The 19,661-nt window shown below is 66.9% G+C and carries 17 protein-coding genes; 15 read left to right on the top strand and 2 right to left on the bottom strand.

All coding sequences use genetic code 11. From position 1 onward, the window contains the following. The first annotated feature begins 165 nt into the window (after nt 1-165). From bchI to bchO, 3 genes are read left to right on the top strand one after another with little or no spacing between them, the layout of a single operon-like run. Nucleotides 166-1,191: a magnesium chelatase ATPase subunit I gene (bchI, locus tag J1C48_RS04115; RefSeq protein WP_207256447.1), complete on the top strand. Its 1,026-nt coding sequence runs from the start codon at nt 166-168 to the stop codon at nt 1,189-1,191. Continuing rightward, on the top strand, nt 1,188-3,080 hold the full coding sequence (locus tag J1C48_RS04110) for a magnesium chelatase subunit D (RefSeq protein ID WP_231081562.1): 1,893 nt from the start codon (nt 1,188-1,190) through the stop codon (nt 3,078-3,080). Before bchI ends, J1C48_RS04110 begins: the two co-directional genes overlap by 4 nt. Beyond that, nucleotides 3,077-4,036 carry an alpha/beta fold hydrolase BchO gene (gene bchO / locus J1C48_RS04105; protein WP_207256446.1) on the top strand — a complete coding sequence of 320 codons (960 nt, stop codon included), beginning with the start codon at nt 3,077-3,079 and terminating at the stop codon, nt 4,034-4,036. The genes J1C48_RS04110 and bchO overlap by 4 nt, the downstream gene beginning before the upstream one ends. Nucleotides 4,037-4,284: 248 nt before the next feature. Here the strand turns inward: bchO and J1C48_RS04100 are convergent, their stop codons facing one another. After that, nucleotides 4,285-5,154 (bottom strand): carotenoid 1,2-hydratase, encoded by an 870-nt coding sequence (locus tag J1C48_RS04100; RefSeq protein ID WP_231081561.1) that lies wholly within the window; start codon nt 5,152-5,154, stop codon nt 4,285-4,287. Continuing rightward, nucleotides 5,112-6,695, bottom strand: coding sequence for a 1-hydroxycarotenoid 3,4-desaturase CrtD (gene crtD / locus J1C48_RS04095; RefSeq protein ID WP_207256445.1), 1,584 nt, complete (start codon nt 6,693-6,695; stop codon nt 5,112-5,114). Before crtD ends, J1C48_RS04100 begins: the two co-directional genes overlap by 43 nt. 164 nt (nt 6,696-6,859) lie before the next feature. On the opposite strand from crtD, the gene J1C48_RS04090 reads away from it, so the two are divergent. From J1C48_RS04090 to J1C48_RS04035, 12 genes are all read left to right on the top strand, one after another. Then, nucleotides 6,860-8,026 carry a methyltransferase gene (locus J1C48_RS04090; protein ID WP_207256444.1) on the top strand — a complete coding sequence of 389 codons (1,167 nt, stop codon included), beginning with the start codon at nt 6,860-6,862 and terminating at the stop codon, nt 8,024-8,026. A gap of 54 nt (nt 8,027-8,080) precedes the next feature. Then, nucleotides 8,081-9,019 carry a chlorophyll synthesis pathway protein BchC gene (bchC, locus tag J1C48_RS04085; RefSeq protein ID WP_207256615.1) on the top strand — a complete coding sequence of 313 codons (939 nt, stop codon included), beginning with the start codon at nt 8,081-8,083 and terminating at the stop codon, nt 9,017-9,019. After that, nucleotides 9,016-10,035, top strand: a complete 1,020-nt coding sequence (locus J1C48_RS04080; protein WP_231081560.1) for a chlorophyllide a reductase iron protein subunit X — start codon at nt 9,016-9,018, stop codon at nt 10,033-10,035. Before bchC ends, J1C48_RS04080 begins: the two co-directional genes overlap by 4 nt. Before the next feature lie 10 nt (nt 10,036-10,045). Beyond that, complete coding sequence (gene bchY, locus J1C48_RS04075) at nt 10,046-11,623, top strand: chlorophyllide a reductase subunit Y (RefSeq protein ID WP_207256443.1); 1,578 nt, start codon at nt 10,046-10,048, stop codon at nt 11,621-11,623. Between the two features lies 1 nt (nt 11,624). Then, nucleotides 11,625-13,094: a chlorophyllide a reductase subunit Z gene (gene bchZ / locus J1C48_RS04070; protein ID WP_207256442.1), complete on the top strand. Its 1,470-nt coding sequence runs from the start codon at nt 11,625-11,627 to the stop codon at nt 13,092-13,094. Nucleotides 13,095-13,166: 72 nt separating this feature from the next. Next, entirely contained in the window at nt 13,167-13,394 is a 228-nt protein-coding gene (locus tag J1C48_RS04065) for a hypothetical protein (RefSeq protein ID WP_207256441.1), read from the top strand. Between the two features lie 83 nt (nt 13,395-13,477). Next, nucleotides 13,478-13,702: a light-harvesting antenna LH1, beta subunit gene (gene pufB, locus J1C48_RS04060; protein WP_207256440.1), complete on the top strand. Its 225-nt coding sequence runs from the start codon at nt 13,478-13,480 to the stop codon at nt 13,700-13,702. A 12-nt stretch (nt 13,703-13,714) separates the two neighbouring features. Next, nucleotides 13,715-13,912, top strand: a complete 198-nt coding sequence (pufA, locus tag J1C48_RS04055) for a light-harvesting antenna LH1, alpha subunit (protein WP_207256439.1) — start codon at nt 13,715-13,717, stop codon at nt 13,910-13,912. A gap of 416 nt (nt 13,913-14,328) precedes the next feature. Beyond that, entirely contained in the window at nt 14,329-15,168 is an 840-nt protein-coding gene (gene pufL / locus J1C48_RS04050) for a photosynthetic reaction center subunit L (protein ID WP_207256438.1), read from the top strand. Nucleotides 15,169-15,181: 13 nt separating this feature from the next. Further along, nucleotides 15,182-16,165 carry a photosynthetic reaction center subunit M gene (gene pufM / locus J1C48_RS04045; protein ID WP_207256437.1) on the top strand — a complete coding sequence of 328 codons (984 nt, stop codon included), beginning with the start codon at nt 15,182-15,184 and terminating at the stop codon, nt 16,163-16,165. Then, nucleotides 16,162-17,727: a photosynthetic reaction center cytochrome PufC gene (gene pufC, locus J1C48_RS04040; RefSeq protein WP_207256436.1), complete on the top strand. Its 1,566-nt coding sequence runs from the start codon at nt 16,162-16,164 to the stop codon at nt 17,725-17,727. The genes pufM and pufC overlap by 4 nt, the downstream gene beginning before the upstream one ends. A gap of 546 nt (nt 17,728-18,273) precedes the next feature. Beyond that, nucleotides 18,274-19,647, top strand: a complete 1,374-nt coding sequence (locus J1C48_RS04035; protein WP_207256435.1) for a TrkH family potassium uptake protein — start codon at nt 18,274-18,276, stop codon at nt 19,645-19,647. The last annotated feature ends 14 nt before the right edge of the window (nt 19,648-19,661 follow it).

Below are 19,661 nucleotides of genomic sequence, written 5' to 3'. Positions count from 1 at the left end.
GTGCCAATCTGCCAAAGAGCGCCTTGCAGCACAGATGCCCGGCGCAGACAACCGCGCCGATCCGCTGTCCTTTGCGACAGATGTCCAAATAACATGACACCCGACCTGTCATCTTTGCGCGATCGCGTCTTCTCAGACGGGGCGAAAGCCGGTAGCCTGCCGGTTATGAGAACCGCCTTTCCCTTCGCCGCCATCGTCGGCCAGGATCAGATGAAGCTCGCGCTGTCGATCGCGGCGGTGGATCCAAGCGTCGGCGGCGTGCTGGTCTTCGGCGATCGCGGCACCGGCAAGTCCACCGCCGTGCGGGCGCTGGCGGCGGTGTTGCCTGAGATCGAGGCAGCCGACTGCCTTTATCATTGCGACCCCGCCCGGCCGGACGAGGCCTGCGAGACCTGCCGCGGCAAGGCCAAACCGCGCCGCGCCCGCAAAAGCCTGATGCGGCCGGTGCCGGTGGTCGATCTGCCGCTCGGCGCGACCGAGGACCGCATCGTCGGCGCGCTCGATCTCGAACGGGCGCTGTCGGCCGGCGAAAAGCGCTTCGAGCCGGGGCTTCTCGCCAAGGCCCATCGCGGCTTTCTCTATATCGACGAGATCAATCTCCTCGAAGACCATCTGGTCGATCTCCTGCTCGACGTCGCCGCTTCCGGCGAAAACGTCGTCGAGCGCGAGGGGCTGAGCGTGCGCCATCCCGCTCGCTTCGTGTTGATCGGCAGCGGCAATCCGGAAGAGGGCGAATTGCGCCCGCAATTGCTCGATCGCTTCGGCCTGTCGGTCGAGGTGAAGACGCCGGAGGATCTGAAAACGCGGATCACCGTCATCAAACGCCGCGACGCCTTCGAGCGCGATCCGACCGGCTTCGTGGCAGAGTTCGAGGCCGAGACCGCGGCTCTGCGGCAGCAGATTTCGGCGGCCCGGCAGCGCCTTGGCGACGTCGAAGTGTCCGACGAGAGCCTGGAAAAGGCGGCGCAGCTGTCGATCCGCCTCGGCACCGACGGGCTGCGCGGCGAGTTGACCTTGATGCGCGCCGCCCGGGCGCTGGCCGCGCTCAAGGGCGATGCCGCCGTCCTCTGGCCGCACCTGGCAGAACTCGCGCCGCTCGCCCTCTCCCACCGCCTGCGCCGTGACCCGCTGGACGAAGCCGGGTCGACGATCCGCGTCGCCCGTGCGCTCGGCGACCTTGCGGCGGCATGAGCGCGCTCCGCCCGCTCGCCGTCAACGACGGCCCGGCGACGGGCAGCCTGGAATCGAAGCCTGACGACGGCCACGCGCTTTGGCTGGAGGCAGTGCGGGCGCTGGCGCTGTTGGCCGTCGATCCCGGGATCGGCTTGCGCCTGGCCGGCCGGACCGGGCCTGTCCAGCGGACCGCGCTTGAGCATTTCAACAAGATGATGCCGGCAGGCGTTCCCTCCCGCAAGATGCCGGCGGGCACCGGCGAGGCGGCGCTGCTCGGCGGCCTCGATCTTCCCGCCTCCCTGGCGAAGAAGACACCGGTGCTCGAACGCGGGCTGATAGCGGCTGCCGACGGCGGCATTCTGATCGCCGCGATGGCCGAGCGCATGACGGCAGAGGCGGCCGGCCTCATCGGCCTTGCCCTCGATCGCGGCTGTGTCAGCCTCGAGCGTGACGGGATGTCGGCGACGATCGAGGCCCGGATCGGCGTTCTCGCCCTCGACGAGGGCTTTGAGCCGGACGAGGCGCCGCCGCCGGCGCTGTGCGAACGCCTCGGCCTGTGGCTGTCGCTCGACGGCGCCGATCCGCGCGGCGTCTCCAACCCCATCGCCAGCGCCAAGGCGATCACCGCCGCCCGCCGCCGCCTCCCCGGTCTTCGCGCCGGGGACGCGGCGATCGAAACCCTCTGTCAGGCGGCGATGGCCTTCGGCATCGTCTCGCTGCGGGCGCCACATCTGGCGATCCGCGCGGCCTTGGCCTCGGCGGCCCTTGCCGGACGAGCGCAGCCGGACGGCAGTGACGTCGAGACCGCGATCCGCCTGGTTCTGCTGCCGCGCGCCGTGACGCTGCCCGAAATGCCGGCCGAGCCGCAGCCGGACGAGGCCGACACGCCGCCGGAGACGTTAGATACCCCGCCGTCGGACGATAAGCCGGCGGAGACCGACGCGTCCAAAACCGACGCCGATCCGCAGGCTCTGGAGACGCCCGATGACGTCACCCTCGACGCCGCCGCGGTCCGCTTGCCCGAGGATCTGTTGCGCGCGCTGCTAGCCAGGGCCCGTCCGCCTTTGTCACGAGGTGCCGGCTGCGGCCGAAGAGGCGCCTTCGCCGCGCGGGCACGGCGCGGCCGGGTGGTCGGCACACGGCCGGGTGATCCGCGCCGCGAGCGTCTCGATCTGATCGCGACATTGCGCGCCGCCGCGCCCTGGCAGCCGATTCACCGCGCCCGGCAGGCCGAATTTCGCGCCGAGACACAACCGGAACCGCAGCCCCACCGCCTCGACATCCGCGCCGCCGACCTGCGCGTGCGCCGCTACAAGGGCAAAGCCGAGACCGCGACGATCTTCGCCGTCGACGCCTCCGGCTCGGCGGCGCTCGCCCGGCTCGCCGAGGCCAAGGGCGCGGTCGAGCGGATCCTCGCCGAATGCTATGTCCGGCGCGACCGGGTGGCGCTCGTCGCCTTCCGCGGCACCCGGGCCGATGTGTTGCTGACCGAAACCAAATCGCTGACCCGTGCCAAGCGCTCGCTGGCCGCGCTGCCGGCGGGCGGCGGCACGCCGCTGGCCAGCGGCATTCTTTCCGCCCTAGATCTGGCAAAGAGCGCCGCGCGTGAAGGGCGCACGCCGCTGATCACGCTGCTGACCGACGGTCGGGCGAATATCGCCCGCAACGGCGCCGCCGGCCGACCGCAGGCGACGCAGGACGCACACGACGCGGCGCGGGCGGTGCGCTCGGCGAACATCGCCGGCCTCGTCATCGACTTGTCGCAGCGGCCGAGCCCCGAAGCCCGGCAGGTCGCCGAGGCGATGGGCGCGCGCTATCTGGCACTGCCACGCGCCGATTCCGCCGCCCTCGCCGCGGCCGTCGCGACGACGCCGCGCGGGGTCGCCGGCCAAAGGACCGTGCCATGAGAGCGCCGCTCGATCTCGACCGCGAGGGCCGAAACTGGCCGCATCGCGACAAGAGCCGCTTCGTCGAAGCGGGCGGCACGCGGTTTCACGTCCAAACGCTCGGGCCCGAAGACGCACCGCCGCTGCTCCTTCTCCACGGCACCGGTGCCTCGACCCACTCCTTCCGCGATCTCGCGCCGTGCCTGGCCGAGCGCTACCGGGTGATCATGCCGGATCTGCCGGGCCACGGCTTCACCGCCACGCCGCCCTGGCGTCGGGTGTCGATCACCGGCATGAGCGGCGCGTTGCTCTCGCTGCTCGATGCGCTGCAGGTGTCTCCGGCCTATGCGGCCGGCCATTCGGCGGGCGCTGCGATCCTCCTGCGGATGGCGCTCGACGGCCAGATCGCCCCGCGCCGCATCGTCTCGCTTAACGGCGCGCTGCTGCCCTTTCCGGGCATCGCAGCCCATCTGTTTCCGCGCCTGGCCAAGCTGCTCTTCCTCAATCCCGTCGCGCCGCATTTCTTTGCCTGGCGCGCGCGCAGCGGCGGCGCCGTCGCGCAGTTGATGGAGAGTACCGGCTCGAAGATCGACGCTGCCGGCATCGCCTATTACAAGCGGCTGCTCGCTTCCCCCACCCATGTCGACGGCGCCCTGTCGATGATGGCGAATTGGGATCTCGACAGCCTCGGCCGCGACCTGCCGCGCCTCGCCATGCCGCTGACCCTGATCGTCGGCACCCGCGACCGGGCGATCCCGCCGGAGGTTTCGGAGCGCGTCGCGCGGATGGTGCACAACGCCGAGGTGGTGTCGCTCGCCGGCCTCGGCCATCTCGCCCATGAGGAAGCGCCGGACGAGGTCGCCGGCACCATCCTCGCCGCTCTCGAGCGCGACACCGAGCCCGCGCAGCCAAGCCACGATCTGGCCGTCAGCGTAGCGAACGAGGCGTTGCCGGAAAACGCCGCATTCGGCCGCTGACATTTGATAAATTTGCCCTGGATTCCAGCTTCGGGCCCGCCGGGAGCAGCCCCTTCCCCCCCGATGCGCCAGCTGTTTGCAACTCTCGCCTTCATGCCGCTCTTGCCCCCTGTCACGATCGCGGCAAGCGCCGAGATCCCTTTGGCGGTCAAGGCAGGCGTCTGGCCGGCGATAAAGTCGATGCGAAATCGCCGTCGATGGGTGGCCGCCGTGGGGGCTTGAGTGACGACACCGACATGCCATTGGCCTCAGACGAAGCGGCGCGGCATGCGATAGGGCAGCATCGACTGGACGATGGGATTGGCAAAGCGATCGAGATCAAGGCTTTCGTGTATCGCCGTAACGTCCCGGCCGAGCAGCCGCGAGGCGACGACCGAGCGGGTGTAGAAGGGCGAATCCTCCAAGGTTTCGATGATTCGCGCCGAGACGCCGCGCTCCGAGCGGGTGGAGCGGCGCATGCCCCAAAGGCTCTTCGGCAGGCGGGCCGGCGGCGGCGCCTCGAAATCGGCGACGCCACGCTTCGGATCGAAGCGGATCGCCAGCGAACAGGATTGGTCGTCCCTATCGAGGAGATCGTAAAGGACGACGGTGCCGCCCGGCACGCTCGCCCGGCACCAATTCCAGCGGCGAAAGCTCTCCTCCAGCGACACCTCGCCGGTGTTGAAGTCGAAATAGCCACTGCCGGACCAGGACAGTTGCGGGTTCTCGAGTTCGACCTCGACGCGCGCACACGGGGCGATCGGCCACCAGCAATGGCGCGCGTCGCAATCGAGCGCGACCGGATGGTTGACGACGGCTTCCGGATATAGCCTCACCGTCCCGCGCACCCGCTTCGGCAACAGCGGCGTCACCTCGTCGATCGTCACCGTCAGCCCGCTGCCGTCCCAGCGCATGGCGCTCGGCCCGACCGCCAGCGTGCCGGCATCGCGGTAGAGCGCGCTTTGGCGCCGCTCGGTCATCGTCCAGCGCTTGCCGCTCGCGCCGGTCAGCGCGACGTTGAGCGCGACGTGATTTTCCGGGCGCCGCCTTCCGGCCAGGCGGTAATAGGGCGAAAACACGCTGCCGACGAAGCCGATCAGCGTGAGGGCATGGTGGCCGTCGGCCGAGAGCGCGTCCACATACCACCAGGCATAGCCGCCCGGCGGAACCGTCTGGTCGAAGCGCGGTCCGCCAGGATGGCCTCGGCTGCGATCCTGCCAGACAGGGCCGCCATCGGCAGTCCGGCCCCGGGATGGACGCTGCCGCCGCAAAGATAAAGGCCGGGGAGCTTCGTTCTGGCGCCGGGGCGCTGGAACGAAGCCGTCGACCCATGCGAGGCCCGCCCGTAAAGCGCTCCGCCCGTCGCCGGAAAGCGCCTCTCGAAATCTGAGGGCGTCGAAAGCCTGATCGCCTCCCAATCCGGCCGCTCGACCTGCAAAGCCGAGGCTCGAAGCCTTGAAAACGCCGCCGTCACGCATCGTTCGACCTCCTCTTTGTCGAAGTCCGGCCCGTCGCCGTCGGCCGGGGCGTTGATGATCAGAAAGAGCCGCTCGCGTCCGCGCCGACGGGCCGGCTCGGCCAAAGCACCGTGATCGTCGCGGTCCGAGGCGCAGAGATAGACGGTCGGATCGGATGGCAGCCGTCGCTCACGGACGATCTCGTCGAACTCGCGCCGGTAGTCGGCCGAGAAGAAGACGTTGTGCCGGAGCACTGTCAGCCCGCACGTCGGCGCTTCGAAGGCGACGGTCACCGCCGACAGCGAGCGCTCCGCCGACGCCAGCGGCGGATCGACTGACGCCGCTGCCGCCTCGCCGAACCGGCCGCTCGCCAGCGCGCCGACATCGGCATTGGACACGACGATATCGGCGGCGATCGTCTCGCCGCCGACCAAGCTCACACCACTCGCCCGTCCCTGCACGGTGTCGATCGACGCCACCGATGCGCCACAGCGAACCGTCACGCCGCAGCGCTCGGCCAGGCCGCGGAGCGCTGCGGCCAGCTGCGTCATACCGCCCTCGACCAGCCAGACGCCGGCCTTTTCGACATGGGCGATCAGCATCAAGGTCGCCGGTGCAAGATAGGGAGAAGAGCCGTTATAGGTCGCGTAGCGGGCGAACAGCTGGGCAAGCCGCGGATCGGCAAACTGCTGGCTAAGGGATTTCGCGAGCCTCGTCTGTGCACCGATCCGCAGCAGCCCCGGCAGGCCGGACGGCCCCGCCCGCAGCGCCAGACCGAAGGGGCCGGACGGGCGCTCGGCCCGTATGAAGATCGGCGACAGCGTGGCGTAGATATCAGCGGCCCGATCGCAGAATCCGGCATAGTCCCGCGCCGCGTCCTCACCCGCAAAAGCTGCGATCGCCTCTTCGGAACGCGCCTGATCGGCATAAAGATCGAGCCGCGCGCCGTCGGCAAAGATATGGCGCGCGATGGTCTCGGAGCGCCGCAGCGTCAAGTGGTCGTCAAGCGTTTCGCCGGCCGCTTCGAACAGCGCGTCGAACACGTCCCGCATGGTGAACACCGTCGGCCCGACATCGACCGGCCGGCCCGCGACCTCGACCGCACCGAGTTTGCCGCCCACCGCCGCGGAGGCTTCGCACAGCGTGACCCGAAGTCCGGCGCAGGCGAGCCTGATGGCCGCGGCAAGGCCGCCAATTCCGGCGCCGATGATCACTACGTGCATCCGCTCATCCTCGGATCCTTCGACAGGAAGATTGACACGGGGACGATCTGGTTGTCCAATTAAATTGACAGAAATGACTGTCCAATGGATTTTACGCCATGTCGGCTACGGAAATTGAGCCCACGCCGCGCTCCGCCGACAGGCCGTCCGGATGGGCAGATCCAATGCGCGCGATCCGCCGCTTCTTCCGGCCCAGCCGCGATTGGTGGCGCGACGTCCGCAATCGCAAGCTCGCCGATCCAGACTTTCAGCGCAGCGCCGCGAATTTCGCGCTGACCCGGCCCTTTGCGCGACGAAGCTCGCGTCGGCTGTTCGATCTGGTGGCGGGCTTTGTCTATTCTCAGGCCCTGACAGCCGCCGTCGAGTTGGAGCTGTTCACGGTCCTGTCGCGCGGCCCCCGCACCCTGCCGGAGGTAGCGGTCGCCGCCGGTCTGACGCAGGACGCCTGCGAGCGCCTGCTGCGGGCGCTTCAATCCATCGATCTGGTGGAGATCGACGACAGCGGCGAGGAGACGACCTATGCGCTGGCCGCGCTCGGTGCGGCGTTGGTCGCCAATCCCGGCGCCACGGCGATGATCCGCCATCACAAGGATCTGTATCAGGACTTGAGCGATCCGGTCGCCTTGCTGAGGGGGCGGCACAGCGAGACCCGGCTGGCGAAACTCTGGCCTTACGCAGCCGAAGCAAAGGGACAACCGCCGGCCGATGCCAACGTCGCCGCCTACACCGATCTGATGGCGGCCAGCCAGGATCTCGTCGCTGACGAGATCCTATCCGCCTACGATCTTTCCTGGGCCAAGCGCATGCTCGACCTGGGCGGCGGCGACGGGCGCTTTCTGCGCAAGGTCGCCGCTGCCCATCCCGACATCGAGCTGCACCTGTTCGATCTGCCGCCGGTGGCTGCGATCGCCCGCGAGCGGATCGGCGACACCCGTTTCGGCCGGCGGATCATCGTGCACGAGGGCGATTTCTTCACCGATCTCTATCCCGACCGCTTCGACCTCATCAGTCTGGTGCGGATCATCCACGACCATGAGGATGCCGAGGCGGTCCGCCTGTTGACCCGGGCGCGCGATGCGTTGACGCCCGGCGGCGTCGTGGTGGTGGCCGAGCCGATGGCCGGCAGCGCCGACTCGGCGGCGGTCGCCGACGCCTATTTCGGCTTCTACCTCATGGCCATGGGCCGCGGCCGGCCGCGCAGGCCGAGCGAGATCGCCGGCCTGATGAACGCCGCCGGACTGCAGCGTGTGCACCGCATTCCAACCGCCCTGCCGATCGCCACCAGCATCATGATTGGGGAAATTCCGCGCCGCAATGTCAGATTTACTTGACAGTCTTATCTGTCAATTTAGAATTACAAACGAAGTTGGGAGTGTATGACCGTGATGACCCAATCCGATGCCATCGTCTTCGATCAGCCACGCGCCCTTGGCATGCGGCGGCTGGCGCTGGCGGCGCGTCGGGCCGGCGACGTGGCGGTGCAAATCGAAGCCTCGGGGATTTCGACCGGCACCGAGCGCCTGCTGTGGACCGGCGAGATGCCCCCCTTCCCCGGCATGGGCTATCCGCTGGTGCCGGGATACGAGGCCGTTGGCCGGGTCGTCGAGGCCGAGGACGCTCGACGGCTGAAGGTCGGCGATCGAGTGTTTGTGCCCGGCTCCAACGGCTTTGCCGATGCCCGTGGCCTGTTCGGGGCCTCGGCCTCCCATGTCCAGCTGCCTGAAGGCCGCCTGGTGCCGGTGGCGGATGACCTCGGCAATGACGCCGTGCTGCTCGCCCTGGCGGCGACCGCCCATCATGCCGTTCGCGCCTCCGGCCGTGATTTGCCGGAGCTGATCGTCGGCCATGGCGCACTCGGCCGTCTGGCCGCGCGCCTCACCGTCGCGCTCGGCGGCCAACCCGTCGTCTGGGAGACGGCGCCCGCCAGGCAGGCCGGTGCGATCGGCTATGCCGTGATCGCGCCAAAGGATGAGGATCGCACGGACTATCGGCAGATTCTCGACGTCAGCGGCGACTCGACGATCCTCGACCGGCTGGTGCCGCACTTAGGGCGTGGCGGCGAGATCGTCCTCGCCGGTTTCTATAAGACCCCGGTCAGCTTCGCCTTCCCGCCGGCCTTCATGCGTGAGGTGCGGATGAAGATCGCGGCGGAATGGCGGCCGGAGGATATGGAAGCGGTCTGCGCGCTGCTGGCGGGTGGCCACCTGTCGCTGGCCGGGCTCCTCACCCACGCCAGTCGGCCGAACACGGCCGAAGCGGCCTATCGCACGGCGTTCGAGGACGCCGACTGCCTCAAAATGGTTCTGGATTGGAGAGCGCTATGACCAACGCTCTGAGACACGACAGCGCAAACGGGCCGGCGGGCGCAATGGCGGAGCGGCTGCGCGCCGAGGCGGCCGTCGGGCCGGATCCGGTCTCGACCGCCCCGGTCAGCAAACAAACGCAGATCATCGCGATCTACGGCAAGGGCGGCATCGGCAAGTCCTTCACCCTCGCCAATCTCAGCTACATGATGGCGAGTCAGGGCAAGCGGGTGCTGCTGATCGGCTGCGATCCGAAGTCAGACACCACCTCTCTCCTCTTCGGCGGCAAGGCCTGCCCGACCATCATTCAGACCTCCTCCGCCAAGAAGGCGGCCGGCGAGGACGTCGCGATTTCCGACGTCTGCTTCAAGCGCGACGGCGTCTTCGCCATGGAACTCGGCGGCCCGGAGGTCGGCCGGGGCTGCGGTGGACGGGGCATCATCCACGGCTTCGAACTTCTGGAAAAGCTCGGCTTCCACGACTGGGGATTCGACTACGTCCTGCTCGACTTCCTCGGCGACGTGGTCTGCGGCGGCTTCGGTCTGCCGATCGCTCGGGACATGTGCCAGAAGGTCATCGTCGTCGGGGCGAACGATCTGCAGTCGCTCTATGTCGCCAACAATGTCTGCTCGGCGGTCGAGTATTTCCGCAAGCTCGGCGGCAATGTCGGCGTCGCCGGCATGGTGGTGAATAAGGACGACGGCACCGGCGAGGCCGCCGCCTTTGCGCAATCCGTCGGCATTCCGGTGCTGGCGGCGATCCCCGCCGACGAGGACATCCGCCGCAAGAGCGCCAATTACCAGATTGTCGGCAAGCCCGGCGGCCCATGGGCTTCGCTGTTCGAAGAGTTGGCGAACAACGTCGCCGAAGCGCCCCCGCTGCATCCGACGCCGCTTGATCCGGATGGCCTCCTCGGCCTGTTCGACGACGAGGAGACCGGCCGCGAGGTGGTGCTCGATCCGGCGAGCGACGCCGACATGCTCGGTCGCCCGGTGACGATCCGCCCGTCCCTCGAAGTCGTCTATGACGACGCGTGAGGGCCGGGCGATGGATTTTTTACCCTCTGAACTGAGACGCGACGATGGCAGCGGCCCGCCGGTCGACGCGCCGGACGCTGCCGCGACGCCGGTTGCCCGCGAGGGCGATGTCGGTTGCCATGGCGGTAAAGCGCAAATGCGCGCGGCCGCGGAGAAGGCCGGCGCCAGTGCGACGCTGGCGCGCTATGCCAAGGACTATCCCGCCGGCCCGCACGACCAGCCGCAATCCATGTGCCCGGCCTTCGGCAGCCTCCGGGTCGGCTTGCGGATGCGACGCACCGCGACGGTTCTGTCGGGCTCTGCCTGCTGCGTCTATGGCCTCACCTTCACCTCGCATTTCTACGGCGCCCGCCGGACCGTCGGCTATGTGCCCTTCAATTCCGAGACGCTGGTCACGGGAAAGCTGTTCGAGGACATTCGCGAGGCGGTCCATCAGCTGGCCGATCCGGAAAAATACGACGCCATCGTCGTCACCAATCTGTGCGTTCCGACCGCCTCCGGCGTGCCGCTGCGGCTGTTGCCGAGGGCGATCAACGGCGTGCGCATCATCGGCATCGACGTGCCAGGTTTTGGGGTGCCGACCCATGCCGAGGCCAAGGACATTCTGGCCGGCGCCATGCTGGCCTATGCCAGGGGCGAAGCCGAAGCCGGCCCGGTCGCCGCGCCCCGCACGCCACGTTCCGACCGTCCGAGCGTCGCGCTGATCGGCGAGATGTTTCCCGCCGATCCGATGGTGATCGGCCGGCTGCTTGAGCCGCTGGGGCTTGCCGCCGGTCCGGTGGTGCCGACCCGCGAATGGCGCGAGCTCTATGCTGCGCTCGACTGCGCGGTGGCCGGCGCCATTCACCCCTTCTACACCGCGTCCGTGCGCGAGTTCGAAACCGCCGGACGACCGGTCGTCGGCTCGGCGCCCGTCGGGGTCGAGGGAACGGCAGAATGGCTGGCGCAAATCGGCCAAGCCGCCGCCGTGCCCGCAAGCCGCATCGCCGCCGCCCAAAACGTCATCCTCCCCGCGATCCAGGGCGCGCTTGCCGGCTCACCGATCACCGGCCGGATCACCCTGTCCGGCTATGAGGGCTCGGAGCTTCTCGTCGCCCGGTTGCTGGTCGAAAGCGGCGCGGATGTCCGCTATGTCGGCACCGCCTGCCCGAAGACCATCTGGTCACAGGCCGACCGCGAATGGCTCGAGGCCAAAGGCGTCGCGGTCAAATTCCGCGCCTCACTGGAAAACGATCTGGCGGCCTTCGACGAATTCCGCCCGGACCTGGCGATCGGCACCACGCCAGTCGTCCAAAAGGCAAAGCAGTGCGGGACGCCGGCGCTTTATTTCACCAATCTGATTTCGTCGCGGCCGCTGATGGGGCCAGCCGGCGCCGGCTCGCTCGCGGAGGTGATCAATGGCGCGATCAATTCGAAATCCCGCTTTGACGCGATGACGGCGTTTTTCGAGGGTGTCGGCGCCGGCCATGCCAGCGGCATCTGGGAGGACGTGCCGCCCCGCCCGGCGCCGCAAAAGCGCCGCACCGACGTCGCCATCCGCGCCACCGGCAAGACCGCCGCCTATCAATCCGGCATGGGGGACGTCTGAGATGCTCGTCCTCGATCACGACAGAGCCGGCGGCTATTGGGGCGCGGTCTATGTCTTCACTGCGGTAAAGGGCCTGCAGGTGGTCATCGACGGCCCGGTCGGCTGCGAGAACCTGCCGGTCACATCGGTGCTGCATTACACCGACGCGCTGCCGCCGCACGAATTGCCGATCGTCGTCACCGGCCTTGGCGAAGAAAACCTCGGTCAGACCGGCACCGAAGGGGCGATGAAACGCGCCCATGCGACCCTTGATCCGAGCCAGCCGGCGGTGGTTGTCACCGGCTCGATCGCCGAGATGATCGGCGGCGGCGTGACGCCCGAGGGCACCAATCTGAAGCGCTTCCTGCCCCGGACCATCGACGAGGATCAGTGGCAATGCGCCGACCGGGCGCTGAAGTGGCTGTTCACCGAATATGGCCCGAAGAAGGGCAAGATCCCCGCCCCGCGTCCGCGTGAGGCCGGCGACAAGCCGACGGTCAACATCATCGGTCCGGCCTATGGCATGTTCAACATGCCCTCGGACCTTCACGAGATCCGCCGGCTGATCGAGGGGATCGGCGCGACGGTCAATCTGGTCTTCCCGATCGGCAGCCATCTGAAGGACGTAGCCAAGCTGGCCAAGGCCGACGCCAGTGTCTGCCTCTACCGCGAATATGGCCGCCAGCTCTGCGAGGCGCTGGAGCGCCCCTATCTGCAGGCGCCGATCGGGCTGCATTCGACGACGGCATTCCTGCGCAGTCTCGGCGCCATCCTCGGCCTTGATCCCGAGCCCTTCATCACCCGCGAGAAGCACACGACGATCAAGCCGCTTTGGGATCTCTGGCGCTCGGTGACCCAGGACTTCTTCGGTACGGCGAGCTTCGCCATCGTCGCCAACGAGACCTATGCGCGCGGCCTGCGGCATTTCCTCGAAGACGAGATGGGCCTGCCCTGCCGCTTCGCGGTGCCGCGGCGCGCCGGCCAGAAGACCTTGAACGACCAGGTCCGCCAGAAGGTCAGGGAGACGCCGCCGCTGGTTCTCTTCGGCAGCTATAACGAGCGCATGTATCTCGCCGAGACCGGCGGGCGCGGCGCCTTCATTGCGGCCTCTTTCCCCGGCGCGGCGATCCGGCGCCACACCGGCACTCCCTTCATGGGCTATGCCGGCGCCACCTATCTCGTGCAGGAAGTCTGCAACGCGCTGTTCGATGCGCTGTTTCATATCCTGCCGCTCGGCACCGACATGGATCAGGTCGGACCGACCCCCGTTACGACCGCCGGGCCAACCCGCAATGCAGACCGCGAACTCGCTTGGTCGAGCGCCGCCAACGACGCCCTGCACGCCGCCCTCGAGCGTGAGCCGGTGATGCTGCGCATTTCCGCGGCAAGGCGCCTGCGGGACGCGGCGGAAGCGGCGGCGCGCCGCGACCAATCCGCCACCGTCGAAATCGGTCATCTCACCACGTCATCCCGCGCAACGGTGCTCGCATGACCGGAACGCATTTTCCCTCGCCGCCCGAACGGCCATCGAACCCGCCGTCGAACCCGCCAAGGAGACGTCTCCATGAGCCTCGTTGAACGCAGTGGCCTGTCGCAGTTTCGAGCCGAACGGCAGGAATACCGGATGGTCTTTGCCGTGACCTTCCCGATCTTCTTCACGGTCGCCCTGGTCTCGCGCTTGCTGCCGGCCCGGCTGCGGCCGACTCCGTTCGGACAAAGCGGCGTCTTCGCCGTGTTCCGGGACGCCAAGGCCGCGGCCCATTCCGTCCTCCCCTACGCCTTCATGCGATAGCGCGGCGGGGAGCAGAAGCTTCGGCGGCCGAGGCGCCTCTGGCGTGGCCGGCCCGAAGATCCCGGAAACAAGGAGAAAGGAACATGGCAGAGAATCTCACCGGCCGGGAAGCAGGAACGCTGTCCGGCCTGACCGAAAGGGAGGCGCAGGAGTTTCATGGAATTTTCATGACCTCCTTCCTGGTCTTCCTGGCCGTCGCGATCGTCGCGCATATTCTCGTCTGGATCTGGCGGCCCTGGCTGCAGACCCCCGAGGCGCACACGGCGAGTCTCGAAATGGCCAAGCCTCTCCTCTCGATGCTGAGCTAAGGAGCCAAGATCATGTGGAGAATGTGGCTTCTGTTCGATCCGCGCCGAGCCCTGATCGGGCTGTTCACCTTCCTGATGGTGTTGGCGCTGCTCATCCACTTCATCCTTCTGTCGACGGCGCGCTTCAACTGGCTGGCCAATCCGACTCCGCCCGCTGGCGGAGCGCAGCAGACCAGCCAGCTCGACACGCCGCTCATCCAGCTCGGCTGAAGCGGATAGGATCCTCGGGACGGCGCCCGCCGCCGTCCCGGAACGACAAGCATGACAAGACGAGATTTGATCGGCCCAGAGTTGGGCGGTTCGAGCTGCCGCCGCGCCCCATCCCGGAGTTGATCCGGGCGACGGACGTGGGACGGTGGGAGCCTCTTCAAGACTGCCGACCAGACCGCGAATGAACTTCGCCACTCGCCCGCCGATACGCGGCGGCGTGGTGGTGTTCGGTCGCGCGGATCCGCCCACGGCTCGCCCGTGCGTCGGTGCGATCGAGGCCACCACCGGCCTGTGTTTCAACCGCGCGGTGGCCCATGGCGCGGCGTTGCGGCCAAACGCGGAGATGAGAGGCTGAACCGGCCAGACCTCGTCTTTTCATGCTTCAACGTCGGCTTGAAAGAGATGGGACGAAAACCATGGCGATGCTGTCGTTCGAACGCAAATATCGGGTGCGCGGGGGCACGCTCGTCGGTGGCGATCTTTTCGACTTTTGGGTCGGCCCCTTCTACGTGGGTTTCTTCGGAGTGACCGCGGCGTTCTTCGCCCTGCTCGGCGCCCTGCTGATCTTTTACGACATCAGTCAGAGCGGTGCGACCAACATCTTCGCCTTCTCCGTCAATCCGCCCTCGATCAGTTACGGCCTCGGGCTCGCCCCACTCGACAAGGGCGGCACCTGGCAGCTCGTCACCATGTGCGCCTGTGGCGCCTTTTTCTCCTGGATTCTTCGCGAGATCGAGATCTGCCGAAAGCTCGGCATCGGCTGGCACGTGCCGATCGCCTATTCCTTCGCTGTCCTGGCCTATGTCTCGCTGGTGGTGATCCGACCGCTGCTGCTCGGCGCCTGGGGCCACGGCTTTCCCTACGGGATCATGTCGCATCTCGATTGGGTGTCGAATGTCGGCTACCAGTTCCTGCACTTCCATTACAATCCGGCGCATATGCTGGCGGTGACCTTCTTCTTCACGACCACGATGTTCCTCGGCCTGCATGCCGGCGTCATTCTGGGGGCGGTCAATCCCGGCAAGAACGAGCCGGTCAAGTTCGGCGAGCACGAGAACGCGTATTTCCGCGACTACATTTGCTACTCCGTCGGCCCCTACGGCATTCACCGGCTCGGCCTGTTCTTTGCGCTGAACGCTGGCTTCTGGAGCGCGGTCTGCATCATCATTTCCGGTCCCTTCTGGGACAGGGGCTGGCCGTATTTCTACGACTTCGTCCTGAAAACCCCCGCTGCCATCGGCAACATCAATTATTGAGGGAGGCAGCGCGATGGCCACTTACGCCAGCATCTACAACCGCATTCAGGTGCGTGGGCCGTTCGATCCGGGCGTGCCGCTCAAAAGCAGCTCGGACCCCCGGATCCAGGCGAAAAGTTTCTCCTACTGGCTCGGAAAGATCGGCGATCCGCAGCTCGGGCCGCTCTATCTCGGCTGGTCAGGGGTCGCCTCGCTCGCCTGCGGCTTCATCGCCATCGAGATCATCGGCCTCAACATGTGGGCCTCGGTCGGCTGGGATCCTTACGCATTCATCCGCAATCTGCCGTTCTTAACGCTCGATCCGCCGCCGGCGAAATACGGCCTCAACCCGCTCGTGCCGCTCGGCGATGGTGGCTGGTGGATCCTCGCGGGCTTTTTCCTGACCACCTCGATCCTGTTGTGGTGGGTGCGCAGCTACACAAGGGCGCGGGCGCTCGGCCTGGGAACCCACACCTCCTGGGCATTCGCCTCGGCAATCTTCCTCTATCTCTCCCTCGGCCTGTTCCGGCCAATCTTGATGGGATCCTGGTCCGAGGCCGTGCCCTTCGGCATCATCACCCATCTCAACTGGACGGCCTCGGTCTCGGTGCTCTACGGCAACTGGTATTACAACCCGTTCCACATGCTCTCGATCACCTTCCTCTACGGCTCGACCATGCTCTTCGCCATGCATGGTGCGACCATCCTGGCGGTGTCGCGCTTCGGGGGCGAACGGGAGGCCGAGGAGATCGTCGATCGCGGCACCGCGGCCGAGCGCGCCGCCCTGTTCTGGCGCTGGACGATGGGCTTCAACGCCACCTTCGAGTCGATCCACCGCTGGGCCTGGTGGTTCGCGGTGCTGACCACCTTCTGCGGCGCTATCGGCGTGCTGCTCACCGGCACGGTGGTCGACAACTGGTATCTGTGGGGCGTCAAGCACGGCATCGCGCCGCATTACCCGTCGGTCTACCCAGCCTTCCCGGTTCCCCATGAAGCCGTGGGGAGTGCGATGCAATGAGCGCCAAGCCCATCCGCTACAGCCCGATCGTCGTCGGCGTCATCGCCGCCGCCCTGGTGCTAGTCGGCCTCTCGGTGCCGCCCTGGGTGTTTCCGCCGATCCAGTCCCAGGAAACCGGCCCGGCGGCGATCGAGATGGTCCAGTTCAAGGATCCCGATCGACAGCTGCCCTACAGTCTCAAGCCCAAGCCGCTGGAGCCGGCCGACAATGCGGGCAGTCCGAAGGCCAGCGAGGTCTACAAGAACGTCAAGGTGCTCGGCAATCTAACCGACGCCGAGTTCACCCGGCTGATGCTCGCCATCACCGAATGGGTGGCGCCGAAGCAGGGCTGCGAATACTGCCACGATCTCAGCTCGGACGAAGGCTTTGCCAGCGACGCGCGCTACACCAAGGTGGTGGCGCGGCGGATGCTGCAGATGGTCCGCCACATCAATTCGAAATGGCCCCAGCACGTCGCCCCCTCGGGGGTGACCTGCTACACCTGCCATCGTGGCCAGAACGTGCCGCCCTGGACGTGGTACGAACAAAATCATGCCGGCGACGACCAGTTCATGGGCAAGCCGCGCCCCTGGCACCTCAAGGCCAAGACCATCCGGCAATTCTTCCCGGACGTGCCTTACGACAAATATCTGATGGAACAGCACGCCAGCGCCCGGATCCAGTCGACCACGCCGCTGGTCGGCGAAGGCGGACGGCCCGGCGTCGTCGAGGAGCAGGACGCCGAAGACCTCTATCTGTTCATGATGCAGACGGCGAATTCCCTCGGCGTCAACTGCACCTACTGTCACAACTCCCGCGCCTTCCGTGATTGGAGCCAATCGACGCCCTATCGCTGGATCGCCTATTGGGGCATCCGGATGGCACGGGACATCAACAGCAACTATATCGAACCGCTGAAAACCGTGTTCCCGGCGGTGCGTAAAGGCCCACTTGGCGATCCCGCCAAGGCCCATTGCGGCACCTGCCATCTGGGGAACAACAAACCGCTCGGCGGTTACAAGCTGCTCGACCATTATCTCGTTGGGCTGACCGAGGACGGCAAGGCGCCCGATCCGGGGCCGAAGGAGGCCATTCTGCTCGGCAATGCCAAGCCGACCGCCGAAACCGGACCGGATCAAAACGCCTTGCAGCCGAAGCCGGTGGCCGCCCCGGTTTCCAAGGACGCGATCGGCCAGTCGGTGGCGCCAGGCGAGAATGGCCAGGGCACGACCTATAAATCGGAGGAAAAGCCGACGCAGGGAGAAAGCGGCACGCTCGGCGGCACGGTGGCGCCGGTCCCGCAGGACAAGAACACCATGGCGCCCTCGCCGCCACCGACCGGCGAGGAGGCCCCGCAAGGCTCCTCGCCCGACGAGATGAGCCCGAACTCGCCCCCCGCACCGACAAATGGCACCCGCGGCACGGCGGACGCGCCCTCCACGGGCATCCCGCCGAGCAATCCGCTCCCGAAGCCAAAGGGCGAAACCGGCGGCGCGGGCAGCGGCGCGTCCACCGGCAGCGCACCACAGTCAATCCCCGCGCCCAAAGGCCCAGCCCAAGGCACCACGACGCGCTACAACTAGAGCGCCCTGCGTCCTGTCGGACGCAGAAAGGTCGCTAACCCTTTGAATCGGCGCATCGTGCTTTGCCGAAAATCGATTCCGATGTTCAGGCCGATGCTGTAGAGAATGATGCCGAAACGTTCCGTGATGTTTCGGCCCCATCATGCGGTAAAACGATGACTGGAAGCGCAATGGCAAGTCCGGTTCATCGCAGTCCCTCGAAAGCCGGCGGAGATCGGTAAAGGACAGACTGCCCAGTTTTCGCGCACTGCGACGCTCGGCCGCGCCCCTCCTGCACCGCCTGCGCGACCGGCCGGATCGTCGGCTACCGCGCCGAGGATGACAGCATGGTCAGGGCGCCGGTCCGTCGCGGGTGCGATAGCGCGACCTCGACGAGCCAGCGGCGCCTGTGTCCATCTGTCCGCGCGGCGCAATGGCCGAAGCGTTTCGGCTTCCTATCATTCCCGTCGATCTTCGGCATGACCGCGACCCGGTCGTCGGAGTGTGATCATCCGCGAGAGGTCCGCGCGCGATGCCCGTGCCCAAATCCCGCCGCTCCAAGCTTCGATGAATCTGAACCGTTCGCTGCAATCGCTAAAAATCGCCGTCGGGGCCGAGCCGAGCCCCGCCGAGGTCTCGCGCAAGCGCGCCGGCCCGGCCAAGCTTTTGCTGCTCGGCTATCTCGCCTACATCACCATCGGCTGGATGATGCTGTCCTTCGGCTTTTCGCAAAGCAAGCCACTCTCGCCGCTCGACACGCTGTTTACCGCTGTCTCGGCGGTCTCGACCACCGGCCTGACCACCATCGATACCGGCACGAGCTATACCTTCGCCGGCCAGATCATCGTCATGCTTTTGATCCAGTTTGGCGGCATCGGCTATATGACCGGCAGCTCGTTCCTGTTCCTGTCGTTCCGCCATCGCCTCAGCAAGACCCAGAAACAGACGGCCCAAACCGCCTATTCTCTACCCGATTCGATCTCGCCGAAGCTCTTCATCCGCTCGGTGATTCTCTTCACCGCCGCCTGCGAAACGGCGGGGGCGATCGCGCTTTATGCGATCCTGAAGGCGAGCGGCGATCCGGCGCCCCTATGGAGCGCGATCTTCCATTCGGTCTCGGCCTTCTGTACCGCCGGCTTCAGCCTCAATCAGAGCAGCTTTTCCTCTCAGGCCAGCAATGTCGGGCTCAATCTCACAGTGTCGGTACTCAGCATCGTCGGCGCAATGGGCTTCATCGTCATCGTCGACACCGTCCGGCGCGTCGCCGGGCGCTCGCGCCATTTCGGCTTCACCAGCAAGGTGATCGCCCGCATGACCTTGTCGCTGCTTGCCGCCGGAACGCTGCTGATCTTCGTCAGCGACATGACGCTCGGCGCCCTGCCGGCCTGGCAGCGGCTGCAGGCAGCGTTCTTTCAGGCGATGTCCGCCTCGACAACCGTCGGCTTCAACACCGTCAATATCGGCGGCCTGCCGGACAGCACGATCGTCGTTCTCCTGGTGTTGATGTTCATCGGCGCCTCCCCCGCCGGCACCGGCGGCGGCTTGAAGACGACCTCCTTTGCCGCCCTCATCGGCCTGGTGCGCTCGACCCTGAAGGGCCGCAGCTCGGTGCGCTTCTTCAAGCGCCAGGTGACGCCCGCCCAGCTGCAGGCAGCAACGACCTCGCTCGCCTGCTATGGCGGCGTCCTGTGCGCCGCCGTCTTCCTGCTCTGCCTCTCCGATCCCGGCCACCCTTTCGAGACAGTGCTGTTCGAGGCGGTCTCGGCGATCGGAACGGTCGGCCTGTCGATGGGGCTGACCGGCGATCTGTCGGCCATCGGCAAGCTGATCATCATCGGCCTGATGATCGTCGGCCGCCTCGGCGTCCTGACCTTTGGCCTCGCCATCGCCGTGCCCGACGAAAGTCTTGAGGAAGAGGCCGACAACGATCTGGCGGTGTGAAGACCTTGATCTGT

The organism is Jiella flava (genome assembly GCF_017349315.1).
Lineage (GTDB): Bacteria > Pseudomonadota > Alphaproteobacteria > Rhizobiales > Rhizobiaceae > Jiella > Jiella flava.
Note: the sequence above shows the minus strand (reverse complement) of the source record. Positions and strands in the feature narration are given on the sequence as shown.

What these genes read in the sequence shown, in the direction of transcription:
- bchI (WP_207256447.1), top strand. Translation starts at nt 166, where the DNA reads ATGAGAACCGCCTTTCCCTTCGCCGCCATCGTCGGCCAGGATCAGATG.
- J1C48_RS04110 (WP_231081562.1), top strand. Translation starts at nt 1,188, where the DNA reads ATGAGCGCGCTCCGCCCGCTCGCCGTCAACGACGGCCCGGCGACGGGC.
- bchO (WP_207256446.1), top strand. Translation starts at nt 3,077, where the DNA reads ATGAGAGCGCCGCTCGATCTCGACCGCGAGGGCCGAAACTGGCCGCAT.
- crtD (WP_207256445.1), bottom strand. Translation starts at nt 6,695, where the DNA reads ATGCACGTAGTGATCATCGGCGCCGGAATTGGCGGCCTTGCCGCGGCC.
- J1C48_RS04090 (WP_207256444.1), top strand. Translation starts at nt 6,860, where the DNA reads ATGCGCGCGATCCGCCGCTTCTTCCGGCCCAGCCGCGATTGGTGGCGC.
- bchC (WP_207256615.1), top strand. Translation starts at nt 8,081, where the DNA reads ATGACCCAATCCGATGCCATCGTCTTCGATCAGCCACGCGCCCTTGGC.
- J1C48_RS04080 (WP_231081560.1), top strand. Translation starts at nt 9,016, where the DNA reads ATGACCAACGCTCTGAGACACGACAGCGCAAACGGGCCGGCGGGCGCA.
- bchY (WP_207256443.1), top strand. Translation starts at nt 10,046, where the DNA reads ATGGATTTTTTACCCTCTGAACTGAGACGCGACGATGGCAGCGGCCCG.
- bchZ (WP_207256442.1), top strand. Translation starts at nt 11,625, where the DNA reads ATGCTCGTCCTCGATCACGACAGAGCCGGCGGCTATTGGGGCGCGGTC.
- J1C48_RS04065 (WP_207256441.1), top strand. Translation starts at nt 13,167, where the DNA reads ATGAGCCTCGTTGAACGCAGTGGCCTGTCGCAGTTTCGAGCCGAACGG.
- pufB (WP_207256440.1), top strand. Translation starts at nt 13,478, where the DNA reads ATGGCAGAGAATCTCACCGGCCGGGAAGCAGGAACGCTGTCCGGCCTG.
- pufA (WP_207256439.1), top strand. Translation starts at nt 13,715, where the DNA reads ATGTGGAGAATGTGGCTTCTGTTCGATCCGCGCCGAGCCCTGATCGGG.
- pufL (WP_207256438.1), top strand. Translation starts at nt 14,329, where the DNA reads ATGGCGATGCTGTCGTTCGAACGCAAATATCGGGTGCGCGGGGGCACG.
- pufM (WP_207256437.1), top strand. Translation starts at nt 15,182, where the DNA reads ATGGCCACTTACGCCAGCATCTACAACCGCATTCAGGTGCGTGGGCCG.
- pufC (WP_207256436.1), top strand. Translation starts at nt 16,162, where the DNA reads ATGAGCGCCAAGCCCATCCGCTACAGCCCGATCGTCGTCGGCGTCATC.
- J1C48_RS04035 (WP_207256435.1), top strand. Translation starts at nt 18,274, where the DNA reads ATGAATCTGAACCGTTCGCTGCAATCGCTAAAAATCGCCGTCGGGGCC.